Origin of the sequence: Myxococcus sp. AB025B, from assembly GCF_006518215.1 — a bacterium.
In the GTDB taxonomy this organism is placed as follows: Bacteria; Myxococcota; Myxococcia; order Myxococcales; family Myxococcaceae; genus Myxococcus; species Myxococcus fulvus.
On the sequence record NZ_SRLW01000322.1, the window covers coordinates 1 to 11,318 of the forward strand.

Genomic DNA, 11,318 nt, shown 5'->3' on the forward strand with positions numbered 1-11,318 from the left:
GGCTCGGGCGGGGTGGACATCGTCGTGCACAACGCGGGCATCACCCGCGACCGCACGCTCGCGAAGATGACGCCCGAGCAGTGGGAGCAGGTGCTCACCGTCAACCTCGCGGCCATCGTGGCGATCGACGAGGCGCTGCTCGGCACCGGCGCGCTGCGCGACGAGGGACGGCTGGTGTACCTGTCCTCCATCAGCGGTGTGTCCGGCAACTTCGGCCAGACCAACTACGCGACGAGCAAGGCGGCGCTCATCGGCTACGTGGCGGCGCTCGCGCCCCGGCTCGCCGCGCGGGGCATCTGCGCCAACGCCGTGGCCCCGGGCTTCATCGAGACCGCCATGGTGGCGAAGATGCCGCTGATGACGCGCGAGGTGGGCCGCCGGCTCAACTCCCTCTCCCAGGGTGGACAGCCGCGCGACGTCGCGGAGCTCGTCACCTTCCTGTCGAGCCCCGGCGCCCACGGCGTGACGGGCAACACGGTGCGCGTCTGCGGCCAGGGGCTCATCGGCGCCTGAGGGTGGGGCCTACTTCCGGGCGGGCTTGCGGCGCGCCGGGTTCGCCTCCAGCCCGGTCATCATCGCCTCCAGGCCCAGCTCGAACTCCTTCTCCACGTCGTGGCTGTCCAGCACGCGCGCGATTTCGTGGACGCGCGGGAAGTCCTTCTCGCTGAGCTGTTGATAGGCGGGGTGTGACTGCGCGTCGTCGGGCTGGGGCGCGTAGCTGGAGAGCGAGTGGCCCACGACGAAGGCCATCAACACCTGGAGCGCGCTGAGCGCCTCGTCCGGACTGAAGCCCGCGGTGCGCAGCGTGTCGAGCACCGCCTCCACGTGGGCGATGGCCCCGGGCGTGACGGCGGCGCGCGTCGCGAACAGCGGCAGCGTGTTCGGGTGCGTGCGCAGGGCCTTGCGCAGCGCCTGGGCCCGCTCCCTCAACGCCACCTGCCAGGTCCCCCCGCGCTTGGCGGAGGGCACCTCGGCGAGCACCGTCTCGAAGAGCCCGTCGAGGATGGCCGCCTTGTTGGGGACGTGGTTGTAGAGCGACATCGCCTCCACGCCCAGCGCCTGACCCAGCCGACGCATGGAGATGGCCTCCAGCCCCTCGCGGTCGACGATGTCGAGCGCCGCGTTGAGGATCCGCTCCCTCGAAAGGGGCTCTCGTTTGTGCGTCTGCTTCATGTCGGCTTGACGTACTTACACCATAAGCTTACTAAGTAAGTCAATCAATCATGGTCATTCGAGAGCGAGCAGCGGAGGCGGTGGTTGCATCTGTCGACAGGGCGGCCGTGGAGGCCGAGGCGCGGTTGCTCCGGTGGGTGGAGCGCCTGGCCATCCCTCGACACTTCGTCGTGAACGCGCGCAACAACGCCTGGGTCCGGGATGAACTGGCGCAGGCGTTCGAGCGGCTGGGGCTCGACGTGCACCTCCAGGGGCGCTACGGGAACGTGGTGGCGCTTCCCCGGAGCGCGAAGGGGCGCACGGTGACCTTCGTGGCGGCCCACTACGACAGCGTCCCGGACTGCCCCGGCGCGGACGACAACGCGAGCGGGCTGGCGGTGATGCTCGAGTGCGCCAGGACGCTGGTGCTACGCGGTGCGGGGGAGGGCGTGGGCTTCCTCGCGTTCAACGCGGAGGAGGACGGGTTCCTGGGCAGCGACGACTTCGTCACCCAGGGCGTGCCCGCGCTGCCGTGCGGGCTGGGGACGACGCACGTGTTGGAGATGGTCGGCTTCCGCGAGCGCTCCGGGGTGGCGCAGGCGCTGCCGCTGCCGTGGGTGCCCAAGGGGCTGCGCTCGCCGGACTTCCTCGGGCTGCTCGCCAAGGGGCGCTCCAATGGCGCGGTGGACCGGGCCCTCGGCTCGGACGCGGCGGCGGGGCTGCGGGTGATGGGCGCGAAGACGTGGGGACCGCTCTACCGGTTGCTGCCCGACCTGGCCCGCAGCGACCACGTCCCGTTCTGGCTGGCCGACCGCCCGGCGGTGCTCTGGACCGATACGGCGAACTTCCGCAATCCCCACTACCACCGCGCCACGGACACGCCCGACACGCTGGACCCCTCGTTCATGCGCGAGGTGTCCGAGCTGCTCGTCGCCGTCGTCTCCGCCGAATCGGCCACCTGAGCGTCGGCCGGCCGCGGCTTGACAGGACTTCGGAAATCGTTATTTTGAAATTCGTCAAACATTCGAAAGGTCCTGATGCGGACGCAGGAGGTCTTCAAGGCGATTTCGGACCCGACGCGGCGCAAGGTGCTCAAGCTCCTGCAGGGGGGCTCGAAGAGCGCGGGTGAGCTGGCGGAGGCGTTCGACATCACGAAGGGCTCGCTCTCGCACCACTTCAACGTGTTGAAGGCCGCGGACCTGGTGCGCAGCGAGCGACGGGGACAGCAAATCGTCTACTCCCTCAACACGACGGTGTTCGAGGACGTGGCGGCGCTGTTGATGGACCTCTTCAAGGTCGAGAAGAAGAACGGGGAGCCGTGATGCGAATCAGCCGCGCGAACGCAGTGGGTCTGGGGCTCGTCATCGTGTCGTTCGCGCTGGCGGCGGTGTTCTACGAGCGGCTGCCGGACTCCATCCCCACGCACTGGAACGCGAAGGGCGTGGCGGATGGCTACACGGCGAAGCCCTGGGGCCCCTTCATGCAGCCGCTGGTGATGGCGGGCGTGTACCTGGTGATGCTCGCGCTGCCGCGCATCTCTCCCCGGGGCTATCGGATGGAGCGGTTCCAGTCCGTCTACGAGTTCGTCATGGCGATGCTGCTCGCGTTCCTGTTCATGGTGAACGGGCTGGTGCTGCTGGCGGGGCTGGGCGTGGACGTGCCCATGGCGCGCGCGCTCCACGCGGGGACGGGCCTGCTCTTCATGACGCTGGGCAACTTCATGGGGAAGGTCACCAAGAACTTCTTCTTCGGCATCCGCACGCCCTGGACGCTCGCGAGCGACGAGGTCTGGCTGCGCACGCACCGGTTGGGCGGGAAGCTCTTCGTGCTCGCGGGCCTCGCGCTCGTGGTCACGGGGTTGATGGGGTGCGGGCCGGACTTCGTGATGGTGCTCGTGGGCGTGGTGGTCGTGATTCCGGTCATCTACTCGTTCGTCATCTCCCGCCGCCTCGAGCGCGGCTCGACGGATGACGAAGGCACCCAGCGGCCTCTGTGAGGGGAGGAAACATGCGTCGCGTTCTTCGAGGTTCGATTCTCACGACCTGGATGGTGTTTGGCGGCTGCGCGAGCTCGTCGTCGTCACAGGCGCCCCAGGCGGCGGCCCCTGTCATGCGGGACCCGGCCCCCGTTCGGGCCGCGCCGTCGACCGCCGTGTCCGTCGCGCCGTATGTCGAGGCCTCGGCCTTCCGGAGCGAGGAGGTGTCGGTGGGGAAGGCGCCCTGGGAGCTGAAGGGGACGCTGACGCTGCCCTCGGGCAAGGGGCCCTTCCCAGGCGTCATCCTGGTCCATGGCTCCGGTCCCCATGACCGGGATGAGACGGCGGGGCCCAACAAGCCGTTCAAGGACCTGGCCGAGGGGCTCTCCTCGCGAGGCATCGCGGTCCTGCGCTACGACAAACGGACGAAGGTGTACGCGCGGCAGTCCGCGGCGGGCATCTCGATGGATGACGAGGTCGTCGTGGACGCCGTCGCCGCCGTGGAGGCCCTCAAGGCCCGCGCGGACATCGACCCGGAGCGCATCTTCGTGGTGGGGCACAGCCTGGGTGCGCTCCTGGCGCCGGAGATAGCGGTCCGCGCGGCCCCCGTCTCGGGCGCCGTCCTGCTGGCGCCGCCGGGGCGCGCGCCGTGGGACATCATCCTCGCGCAGTTGCGCTACCTCGAGCAGCCCCCGGAGTTCATCGCCGGCATCGAGAAGGACGTGGAGCTGCTGAAGGCGGGGACGCTCGGCGACAAGAAGCTGCTGGGCGCTCCCGCCGCCTACTGGCGGGACTGGGCCTCACGGGACGGTGTCGCGATGGCCCGGAAGCTCGCGCGGCCCCCGCTCATCCTTCGCGGCGAGCGCGACTACCAGGTCACCGAGGAGGACCTCGCCGTCTGGAAGAAGGGGCTGCCCCAGGCCGAGGTGGTGACGATTCCTGGGAGCAACCACCTGTTCATCCAGGGCACCGGCAAGCCTGGCCCCGCCGAATACCAGACGCCGGGGCATGTGGACGCGCGAGTCATCGACAGGCTCTCGGCGTTCATCTCGGGCCCTTGACTTTAAATCTACATAGGTAGATTTAAGGGGCATGCCCCGAACCCGCGCCCTGTCGAATCACGCCCGCGCCGTGCTCGCCGCGCTGTTGGAGGCCGGCGAGCGCTGGTCGCACGGGTATGAGCTGTGCCGTCTCGCGGACGTGAAGTCGGGCACGCTCTATCCGCTGCTGATTCGTCTCGAGGCCCAGGGGTACCTGGAGGCCGAGTGGCAGCAGCCGGCGGAGGGCGGACGGCCTCCGAGGCACGCCTATCGGCTGACCCAGGGTGGGGTCCAGCTCGCGCGCGACAATCCGCCGGAAGGCAAGGTGGCTCGCCGTGGCCTCCGCGAGGCGACGTCATGAGCCTCCGGTTCCAGCGACGCGTGGCGGAGCTGCTGTGCCGGGCCCTGCGGTTCCTGCTGCCGCCGCACCAGCGCGACTGGGCGTGGGCCATCCAGGCGGAGCTCGCGGAGATTCCCGAGGACACCCAGGCGCTGTGGTTCGCGCTGGAGAGCTTCCGCGGGCTGGCGCCGCGAGCCCTCGGCCTGCTCCTGCTGCGGCCCTTCCTCTTTTTGATGAGCGCGGAGGTGCGTGCGTCGCGCGCGGACGGTGGCTTCGGCGTGGCGCGCGGTCCGGGGCCCGTTGGCGTGCTCTGCGCGGTCGGCGCGGTCACCCTGGGGCTCGTCTACATGACGCTCGCGGGGGCGCCTGTCCGCTACCTCGGCAGCAACGTGGGCGCGCTCGTCATCGGGTGGGTCCTGCTGTCCCTCCTCCGCCGCATCCCGGAGTCGGTCGAGCGCGGGGCCGGAGCGCTGATTCTCTGTTTCTCGGCGCTGTTGCTCGCGACCTCGCTCCTCGGCCTCCGGGTCGAGGGGGCCTGTCGCTGGGTCGGGCTCGGCGGTGTGGTCGTCCAGCCGAGCCTCGTGCTCCTGCCGCTCATGCTCGTCGGCTACTCCCGGACGCGCACTCCGCTCGGGACGATGGGAATCGTCGTCGCCGCGCTGGCCATGGCGCTCCAGCCGGACCGCGCGATGGCGGCCATGATGGCCACGGCGATGGCGGCCGTCACGGCGACGCGCGCGTCCCGGCTGACGTGCCTGGCCTTCGCGGCCAGCCTCCTGGCGTTCGTGGTGACGCTGCTGCGCCCCGATACGCTCCCCGCCACCCCCTTCGTCGACCAGGTCCTCCATTCCTCCTTCGCGGCCCATGCCCTCGCCGGGGGCGCTGTCGTGGCTGGCCTGGCCCTGTTGCTCGTCCCAGCGCTGCGCCTCAGGGCGTGTGAGCCGCACCTCCGCCCGGCCTGCCTCACCTTCGGGGCCGCCTGGCTCGCGGCGATGCTCGCCGCCGCGCTCGGCAACCATCCGACTCCGGTCGTGGGCTACGGCGGCAGCGCGATCCTCGGTTACCTCCTGAGCCTCTGGCTCCTGCCCGGGCCCCTGAGGCAGGGGGACATCTCGACGAGCGGCTCGCCCGGGGAGCCGCCGACGCCGCGCGACCTCCACTCGAAGGTCGCGCTGGCCTAGCCGGGCTCGGCGGGGCCGCACGCGTCGGTCGTCACGGCACCTCTCCCATCGGATACCTCAACCATGCCCATGCCTCGCCCTGGACGGCGGGTTCGATACCTGCTGCCCGTCGTCTTGCTCTCCATCGTGTCCTGGTTCGCGTGGACGGAACTCACGCGCAGCCGCGGCGACCAGAAGGCCTCGTTCCCGCCCGCGAGTCAGGTGTGCGGTTCGGAAGGTCCACTTCGCTACTGCATCAACACCGCCGCGGCGGGCACCAATGGTGACGTCGTCTACCATCACCATGGACGCAAGCTCGATGAGACGCTCTGGAACGACGACACCTACTTCACCGGCATGCTGCAGGCGCGCTGGCACGCCGCGGGAGTCCTGCCGCCCACCGTCGTCACCGTCTCCTACGGTCCGACGTGGCTGCTGACGCCGAAGGGAAAGCAGGAGGACAGCGGGCTGCTCGAGGACTTCATGTCACGGCTGCCCGCGCTCGAAGCCAAGGTGGGTCGCCCCCGGCGGCGGATGCTGCTGGGAGAGTCGATGGGCAGCCTCAATGTCCTCGTCGCGGGCCTCTCGCATCCGACGTGGTTCGCGAAGGTCGCGGCGCTCTGCCCGGGCGTCTATCTCGACTCGCCGTTCTCCTCCCTCGGAACCCTCCGGGCCTCGATGGAGCGCACCGGGGCCAATCCGAAGATCGTCTTCGGCGTCTGGCTGCTGGCGCGCAGGTACGTGGCCGACGAAGCCGAGTGGCGCCGCGTCTCGCCCCTGGAGTTGCTCTCCCAGGCGGGGCCTGGCGCGCCGGAGCTCTACCTCTCCTGTGGTCTCTACGATGCCTACGGCAACTACGAAGGCACCGAGCGCCTGGCCCAGCTCGCCCGCCAGCGCGGCGTCAAGACCGAGTGGCACCCGCTCTATGGTGGCCACTGCGCATCGGACGTGTCGTCGCTGGCCGACTTCCTCGTGAACTGACCGGGCGGTTCATCCGGACGTCGTCGAGGTGAGTCGGTGCTGCTCCGGCTCGCCCGGCTGGAGCAGGTGGATGCGCGTGCCCCCCACGCCGAGCCCGAGGCCCGGCTTCAACACCTGCTGGGTGTCGTAGTGCCCGCCGTTCTGCCTGCGGAACGGAATGGGCGCGTCCGTGAACAATCCGTCCAGCCGAGCCTTGTAGGCCTCCTCCACGGACGGCCATTCCTCGGGCGTGAGCCGGTCCGACAGGTAGAGGCTGAACGGCGGGAGCGCCTCCATGCCGGGGTAGTAGATGACGCCGTGCTGGATGGGGAAGAGCAGGTCGTCGAGCGCGCCATTCACGCCGCGCTCCGTGTAGTGCGGGGCCCGTCCGCCAATCGTGACGGAGAGCATGGCGCGGCGTCCGGTGAGGGTGCCCTCGCCGTAGCGGTCTCCCCAGCGCTCGCCGCCGTGCACGCCCACGCCATAGGCGAAGCCGTAGGCGAAGACCCGGTCGACCCAGCCCTTCAGGATGGCCGGCATCGAGAACCACCACAGCGGGAACTGGAAGATGACGGCCTGGGCCCAGAGCAGCTTCTCCTGCTCGGCCACCACGTCCGCGCGCTGCGTGCCGCCCGCGAAGGCGGCCTTCGAGGCCCGGGCATAGGCCAGCCGCTCCCCCACGGGGTGCGCCAGGAAGTCGCCCGCGTCGGCGGTGGCCTTCCAGTCCATCGCGTACAGGTCCGAGACCCGCACCGTGTGCCCGAGCCCGGTGAGGTGGCTCACCGCCAGGTTCTTCAGCGCGCCGTTGAGCGAGCGGGGCTCGGGGTGTGCGTAGACGATGAGGACGTTCATGGGAGGCTCACCACGACCTTGCCCAGGTGCTGTGCGCTGGCCAGGTGCTCCCAGGCGGCGCGGGCCTCCTCGAAGGGGAACACGCGGTCGATGACGGGCTTGATGCGGTTGTGCTCCAGGGCCGCGACGAAGCGCTCGAACATGGAGACCGAGCCCACGTAGACGCCGTGCACCGTCTGCCGCCGCTGGAACACCGCGCCCAGGTTGACCTCGCCCCGGGCTCCGGTGAGCACGCCGAGCATGCTCATGGAGCCGCCGTAGCGCAGCGCCGCGGAGGACTGGTCGAAGGTGGCCTGGCCGCCCACGTCGACCACCAGGTCCACGCCCCGGCCGCCGGTGAGCGCCTTGGCCCGCTCGCCCCACTTCGCGTCGGCGCGGTAGTCGATGACCTCCTCCGCGCCCAATTCGCGCAGCCGCACCGCCTTGTCCGCGCTGCTCGACGTCATCAGCACCCGCGCGCCCGCGGCCTTCGCCAGTTGCAGCGCGAACACGGACACGCCGCCCGAGCCCTGGAGCAGCACCGTCTCACCTGGCCGGAGCGAGGTGACCTCGAACAGCGCCTGCCACGCGGTGAGCCCGGCGCAGGGGAGGGTGGCCGCCTCCTCGAACGAGTACCCCTTCGGGACGCGCACCCAGGCGTGCTCGGGGAGCACCACCTCCTCGCGCAGCATGCCGTCGGCGAGCGAGCCGCCGAGCGCGCTGGCGTGGTGCGCGTCGCTCAGCTCTCCGTCCACCCAGTGGGGGAAGAAGTTGGCCATCACCGGGTCGCCCACCTTCCAGCGGGTGACGGCCGAACCCACCTCCAGCACCTCGCCGGCGCCGTCGGAGACGGGCACGCGAGGGGAGGAGAGGTTCTTCTCCGCCCCCCGGGTGATGAGCAGGTCGCGGTAGTTGAGCGACACCGCCCTGACGCGGACCTTCACCTCGTGCGAGCCCACGCTCTGTGACGGGCGCTCGGCCCGCGTGAGTGCATCGAACCCCGGCCTCGGCTGCAGTTCCCATGTCTTCATGGTGCAGACGTACGTTTCGGGTTATTTCTCCGCAAGTACGCACAAGTTTGGCCAGTACGCACAAAAAGGGAACCATGGCTCGCAAGCGCGACGATGATTCGAAGACGAACTGCGCGGTGGAGGCCGCCCTCGGCGTCATCGGTGGGCGCTGGAAGGGCGTGGTGCTGTACTGGTTGCTCAAGGGGACGCATCGCTTCGGGGAGCTGCGCAAGCGACTGCCGAACTGCAGCCAGCGCATGCTCACGCTCCAGCTTCGCGAGCTGGAGGAGGACGGGCTCGTCAAGCGCACCGTCTACCCGGAGGTGCCGCCCCGCGTGGAGTACGAGCTCACCCCGTTCGGCCGCTCGCTGGAGCCGGTGCTCCTGGGCCTGCGCGACTGGGGAGACCGGTACAAGCGCCGCTTGCAGCGCGCGGCGTGAGGTCAGGGTGACGGACTCAGAGGTCGCCTCCCGGAGGCGCGACGAGCGGGACACCGCACGCGGGGCAGGCCCGGGCACTCGCGGCGCCTCCCAGGTACTTGTGGCACCGGGGGCAGCGCCAGACCACGAGCACGGGCACCACCGTCACCACGATGACGCCCATGAGCAGCTTGCCGAAGAGCGACGCGTGCTCCTCCGGCCACGGCAGGAAGGACAGGCTCAGCAGCCCTGTCGTCACGACGATGGCGCCATTGAGGATGCGCCAGCGCGCCCTGAATCTCGCGACGACCTCCGGGTCGAACGTCATGGCTGGAACCCGAAGCCCACCGCGGCGGCCTGGAGCGTCGCGTCCGCCTCGGAGGTCTGCCGGGCCCACGCCATCCCCGACAGTCCCACCCCGTGCGGGGAGACGGTGCGCCGCGGAGGACCCGAGGACACCTTCATGCGCGCTGGGGTCTTCATGCCGTGCGCCGGCCTACGGCTTCGCCAGCGAGTGGCCGGTGGGGTCGAACAGGCCCATCGCCCGCGCCAGGGCCAGTCGTGACAGCTGCACGTTGAGCGCCTCGGCCACGGAGGAGAGCTGCGCGCCGGCGAGTGTCGCGTTGACGTCCGTCACCTGGAGGTACGTCGAGGCGCCGGCATCGAAGCTCTCCTTCGCCAGGCGCGCGCTCTCCACGGCCAGCTTCACCCGCTCCTCGGCCGTGGCGAGGTTGACCTCGGCGGTCTCCTGCTCGCCGCGCGCCTTGCGCACAAGGTCGCGAATCTGCTCCTCCACGCCCCGCAGGTCGGCGTTGGCTTCAGCAATCTTGCCCGAGGACTCGCGCAGGTTGGCCTCGCGCAGCCCGCCGTCGAGCAGGGTTTCCATGTCGATGCGCTGCCCCGCGGGCGACCGGCCGTTCTGCTCCATGCGACAGTGGATGTAGGCGCGGACCTGTTCCACGGGCGTCCTCGCGTCGCGCAGCCTGCCCCGCAGCTCGGCCAGGCTCCGCGCGAACTCCTGCTGGGCGCAGGCCCGAAGAGGGCTTCCTTGTTCTCGAAGTGCAGATAGATGCTGCCCTTGCCCACCCCGGCGCGTTTGGCGATGTCCTCGACCGAGGCCTTCTTGAAGCCGTAGCGGCCGAAGACCTCTCCGGCGGCGTTGAGGATGGCGGTGCGTGGGTCGGAACTCATTGACTGGATTTGCAATCCGGTCAGTCAGTCAGCGCAAGCCCTGGGCTCGTGTCCTGGCGGCCGCCTGCTCTACGAAAGAACGACTAGACGACCGGTCTACTGGTCGTTAGGCATAGGCACATGAGCGCGAGCGGGGCCTCCCAGGACATCCGGCGATACATCCTCGAGGCGGCGCATCCGCTGCTGGTGAGCAAGGGCTTCACGGCGGTGGGGCTGGCCGAGGTGCTGGCGGCGGCGAAGGTGCCCAAGGGCTCGTTCTATTACTACTTCGGCTCCAAGGAGGCGTTCGGCCAGGCGGTGCTGGACGCGTACTTCGCCGACTACCAGTCGCGGATGGATGCGCTGCTGGCGGCGCCGGGTTCGGCCGCACAGCGGCTGATGGCGTACTTCCAGGACTGGCTCGCGTCGCAGACGGACGAATCGGCCGTGAGCCGCTGTCTCGTCGTGAAGCTGGGCGCGGAGGTCTGTGACTTGTCGGAGAGCATGCGCGCGGCGTTGGAGCGCGGCACGCAGGGCATCATCGACCGGCTGGAGCGCTGTCTCGACGCGGGGCGCGAGGACGGCTCGCTGACGGCGCCGGAGCACACGCGGGCGCTCGCGCTCTCGCTGTACCAGACGTGGCTCGGCGCCGGGCTGCTCGCGAAGATCACCCGTGACCGCACGCCGCTGGACACTGCGATGGCCGACACGCGACGTCGGCTGGGCATCTCGTAGGTCCCCACACCCCAGGAGTCCGCAGCCATGAGTCAGAGCGATGTCCGCAACCGTCGAGTCGTCCTCGCCGCGCGTCCGCGTGGGCTTCCGATGTCCACCCACTTCCGCATCGAGGAGACACCTGTCCCAACGCCGGGCGAAGGGCAGGTGCTGCTGCGCACCCTGTACCTGTCGCTCGACCCGTACATGCGCCCGATGATGAATGAAATCCCTCCGGCATATGCCGACGCCTCCGTCGCGGTGGGGGCGCCCATGGTGGGCGGCACCGTCAATCGCGTCGTCGCCTCACGCAATCCCGGCTTCCGCGTCGGCGACCTGGTGCTCGGCAACGCGGGCTGGCAGGACTACGCGCTGTCGGATGGGCAGGACCTGGTGGCGCTCGGAGAGATGAAGCAGCCGTCGCTGGCGCTCGGGGTGCTCGGCATGCCCGGGTTCACCGCGCACGTGGGGCTGCTCGACATCGGTGAGCCGAAGGCGGGGGAGACGGTGGTGGTGGCCGCTGCGACGGGGGCGGTGAACCCGGGCA

At 70.0% G+C, this 11,318-nt stretch carries 16 protein-coding genes and 2 pseudogenes; 11 read left to right on the top strand and 7 right to left on the bottom strand.

Going from position 1 to position 11,318, the window contains the following annotated elements; translation table 11 throughout:
- Positions 1–513 (top strand): SDR family oxidoreductase (locus tag FL311_RS35805; protein ID WP_141332176.1); only part of this gene is annotated, 513 nt, incomplete at its 5' end.
- Positions 514–522: 9 nt separating this feature from the next.
- Here FL311_RS35805 and FL311_RS35810 read toward each other — a convergent pair.
- Positions 523–1,173, bottom strand: coding sequence for a TetR/AcrR family transcriptional regulator C-terminal domain-containing protein (locus FL311_RS35810; RefSeq protein WP_141332177.1), 651 nt, complete (start codon positions 1,171–1,173; stop codon positions 523–525).
- A 50-nt stretch (positions 1,174–1,223) separates the two neighbouring features.
- Between FL311_RS35810 and FL311_RS35815 the strand changes: the two genes are divergently transcribed.
- The 7 genes from FL311_RS35815 (at position 1,224) to FL311_RS35845 (ending at position 6,648) form a co-directional block, all read left to right on the top strand.
- Positions 1,224–2,114, top strand: a complete 891-nt coding sequence (locus tag FL311_RS35815; protein ID WP_141332178.1) for a M28 family peptidase — start codon at positions 1,224–1,226, stop codon at positions 2,112–2,114.
- Between the two features lie 75 nt (positions 2,115–2,189).
- Positions 2,190–2,474 carry an autorepressor SdpR family transcription factor gene (locus FL311_RS35820; protein ID WP_046711902.1) on the top strand — a complete coding sequence of 95 codons (285 nt, stop codon included), beginning with the start codon at positions 2,190–2,192 and terminating at the stop codon, positions 2,472–2,474.
- Entirely contained in the window at positions 2,474–3,148 is a 675-nt protein-coding gene (locus FL311_RS35825) for an SdpI family protein (protein ID WP_141332179.1), read from the top strand. Before FL311_RS35820 ends, FL311_RS35825 begins: the two co-directional genes overlap by 1 nt.
- A 113-nt stretch (positions 3,149–3,261) precedes the next feature.
- Positions 3,262–4,188 (top strand): S9 family peptidase, encoded by a 927-nt coding sequence (locus tag FL311_RS35830; protein WP_141332180.1) that lies wholly within the window; start codon positions 3,262–3,264, stop codon positions 4,186–4,188.
- Positions 4,189–4,219: 31 nt separating this feature from the next.
- On the top strand, positions 4,220–4,528 hold the full coding sequence (locus FL311_RS35835; RefSeq protein WP_141332181.1) for a PadR family transcriptional regulator: 309 nt from the start codon (positions 4,220–4,222) through the stop codon (positions 4,526–4,528).
- Positions 4,525–5,688, top strand: a complete 1,164-nt coding sequence (locus FL311_RS35840) for a hypothetical protein (RefSeq protein ID WP_141332182.1) — start codon at positions 4,525–4,527, stop codon at positions 5,686–5,688. The genes FL311_RS35835 and FL311_RS35840 overlap by 4 nt, the downstream gene beginning before the upstream one ends.
- Positions 5,689–5,751: 63 nt before the next feature.
- The gene (locus FL311_RS35845) at positions 5,752–6,648 is read left to right on the top strand and encodes an alpha/beta hydrolase-fold protein (protein ID WP_141332183.1); all 897 of its coding nucleotides are present in this window, start codon (positions 5,752–5,754) and stop codon (positions 6,646–6,648) included.
- A gap of 9 nt (positions 6,649–6,657) precedes the next feature.
- Here the strand turns inward: FL311_RS35845 and FL311_RS35850 are convergent, their stop codons facing one another.
- A complete protein-coding gene (locus FL311_RS35850; protein ID WP_141332184.1) occupies positions 6,658–7,479 on the bottom strand; it encodes an NAD(P)H-dependent oxidoreductase in 822 nt (273 codons plus the stop codon).
- Positions 7,476–8,489 (bottom strand): NAD(P)-dependent alcohol dehydrogenase, encoded by a 1,014-nt coding sequence (locus FL311_RS35855; protein ID WP_141332185.1) that lies wholly within the window; start codon positions 8,487–8,489, stop codon positions 7,476–7,478. Before FL311_RS35855 ends, FL311_RS35850 begins: the two co-directional genes overlap by 4 nt.
- Positions 8,490–8,563: 74 nt before the next feature.
- Here FL311_RS35855 and FL311_RS35860 point away from each other — a divergent pair, with 74 nt between their 5' ends.
- Positions 8,564–8,908 (top strand): helix-turn-helix domain-containing protein, encoded by a 345-nt coding sequence (locus tag FL311_RS35860; RefSeq protein ID WP_046711907.1) that lies wholly within the window; start codon positions 8,564–8,566, stop codon positions 8,906–8,908.
- 16 nt (positions 8,909–8,924) lie between these two features.
- Here the strand turns inward: FL311_RS35860 and FL311_RS35865 are convergent, their stop codons facing one another.
- From FL311_RS35865 to FL311_RS45995, 4 genes and pseudogenes are all read right to left on the bottom strand, one after another.
- Positions 8,925–9,215 carry a hypothetical protein gene (locus tag FL311_RS35865; RefSeq protein WP_141332186.1) on the bottom strand — a complete coding sequence of 97 codons (291 nt, stop codon included), beginning with the start codon at positions 9,213–9,215 and terminating at the stop codon, positions 8,925–8,927.
- Complete coding sequence (locus tag FL311_RS35870; RefSeq protein ID WP_153882718.1) at positions 9,212–9,370, bottom strand: hypothetical protein; 159 nt, start codon at positions 9,368–9,370, stop codon at positions 9,212–9,214. The genes FL311_RS35865 and FL311_RS35870 overlap by 4 nt, the downstream gene beginning before the upstream one ends.
- Before the next feature lie 13 nt (positions 9,371–9,383).
- Positions 9,384–9,848 carry a TolC family protein gene (locus FL311_RS35875; protein ID WP_228557306.1) on the bottom strand — a complete coding sequence of 155 codons (465 nt, stop codon included), beginning with the start codon at positions 9,846–9,848 and terminating at the stop codon, positions 9,384–9,386.
- Positions 9,849–9,982: 134 nt separating this feature from the next.
- Positions 9,983–10,078: pseudogene (locus tag FL311_RS45995) on the bottom strand (TetR/AcrR family transcriptional regulator); the annotation flags it as partial.
- Positions 10,079–10,198: 120 nt separating this feature from the next.
- Between FL311_RS45995 and FL311_RS35885 the strand changes: the two are divergent.
- Together FL311_RS35885 and FL311_RS35890 are read left to right on the top strand one after the other, a co-directional pair.
- Positions 10,199–10,792 (top strand): TetR/AcrR family transcriptional regulator, encoded by a 594-nt coding sequence (locus FL311_RS35885; RefSeq protein ID WP_141332187.1) that lies wholly within the window; start codon positions 10,199–10,201, stop codon positions 10,790–10,792.
- A gap of 27 nt (positions 10,793–10,819) precedes the next feature.
- A pseudogene (locus FL311_RS35890) lies at positions 10,820–11,318 on the top strand (NADP-dependent oxidoreductase); the annotation flags it as partial.

Excerpts from the sequence above, each read along its gene's own strand:
- FL311_RS35810 (WP_141332177.1), bottom strand. The coding sequence starts at position 1,173 with ATGAAGCAGACGCACAAACGAGAGCCCCTTTCGAGGGAGCGGATCCTC.
- FL311_RS35815 (WP_141332178.1), top strand. The coding sequence starts at position 1,224 with ATGGTCATTCGAGAGCGAGCAGCGGAGGCGGTGGTTGCATCTGTCGAC.
- FL311_RS35820 (WP_046711902.1), top strand. The coding sequence starts at position 2,190 with ATGCGGACGCAGGAGGTCTTCAAGGCGATTTCGGACCCGACGCGGCGC.
- FL311_RS35825 (WP_141332179.1), top strand. The coding sequence starts at position 2,474 with ATGCGAATCAGCCGCGCGAACGCAGTGGGTCTGGGGCTCGTCATCGTG.
- FL311_RS35830 (WP_141332180.1), top strand. The coding sequence starts at position 3,262 with ATGCGGGACCCGGCCCCCGTTCGGGCCGCGCCGTCGACCGCCGTGTCC.
- FL311_RS35835 (WP_141332181.1), top strand. The coding sequence starts at position 4,220 with ATGCCCCGAACCCGCGCCCTGTCGAATCACGCCCGCGCCGTGCTCGCC.
- FL311_RS35840 (WP_141332182.1), top strand. The coding sequence starts at position 4,525 with ATGAGCCTCCGGTTCCAGCGACGCGTGGCGGAGCTGCTGTGCCGGGCC.
- FL311_RS35845 (WP_141332183.1), top strand. The coding sequence starts at position 5,752 with ATGCCCATGCCTCGCCCTGGACGGCGGGTTCGATACCTGCTGCCCGTC.
- FL311_RS35850 (WP_141332184.1), bottom strand. The coding sequence starts at position 7,479 with ATGAACGTCCTCATCGTCTACGCACACCCCGAGCCCCGCTCGCTCAAC.
- FL311_RS35855 (WP_141332185.1), bottom strand. The coding sequence starts at position 8,489 with ATGAAGACATGGGAACTGCAGCCGAGGCCGGGGTTCGATGCACTCACG.
- FL311_RS35860 (WP_046711907.1), top strand. The coding sequence starts at position 8,564 with ATGGCTCGCAAGCGCGACGATGATTCGAAGACGAACTGCGCGGTGGAG.
- FL311_RS35865 (WP_141332186.1), bottom strand. The coding sequence starts at position 9,215 with ATGACGTTCGACCCGGAGGTCGTCGCGAGATTCAGGGCGCGCTGGCGC.
- FL311_RS35870 (WP_153882718.1), bottom strand. The coding sequence starts at position 9,370 with ATGAAGACCCCAGCGCGCATGAAGGTGTCCTCGGGTCCTCCGCGGCGC.
- FL311_RS35885 (WP_141332187.1), top strand. The coding sequence starts at position 10,199 with ATGAGCGCGAGCGGGGCCTCCCAGGACATCCGGCGATACATCCTCGAG.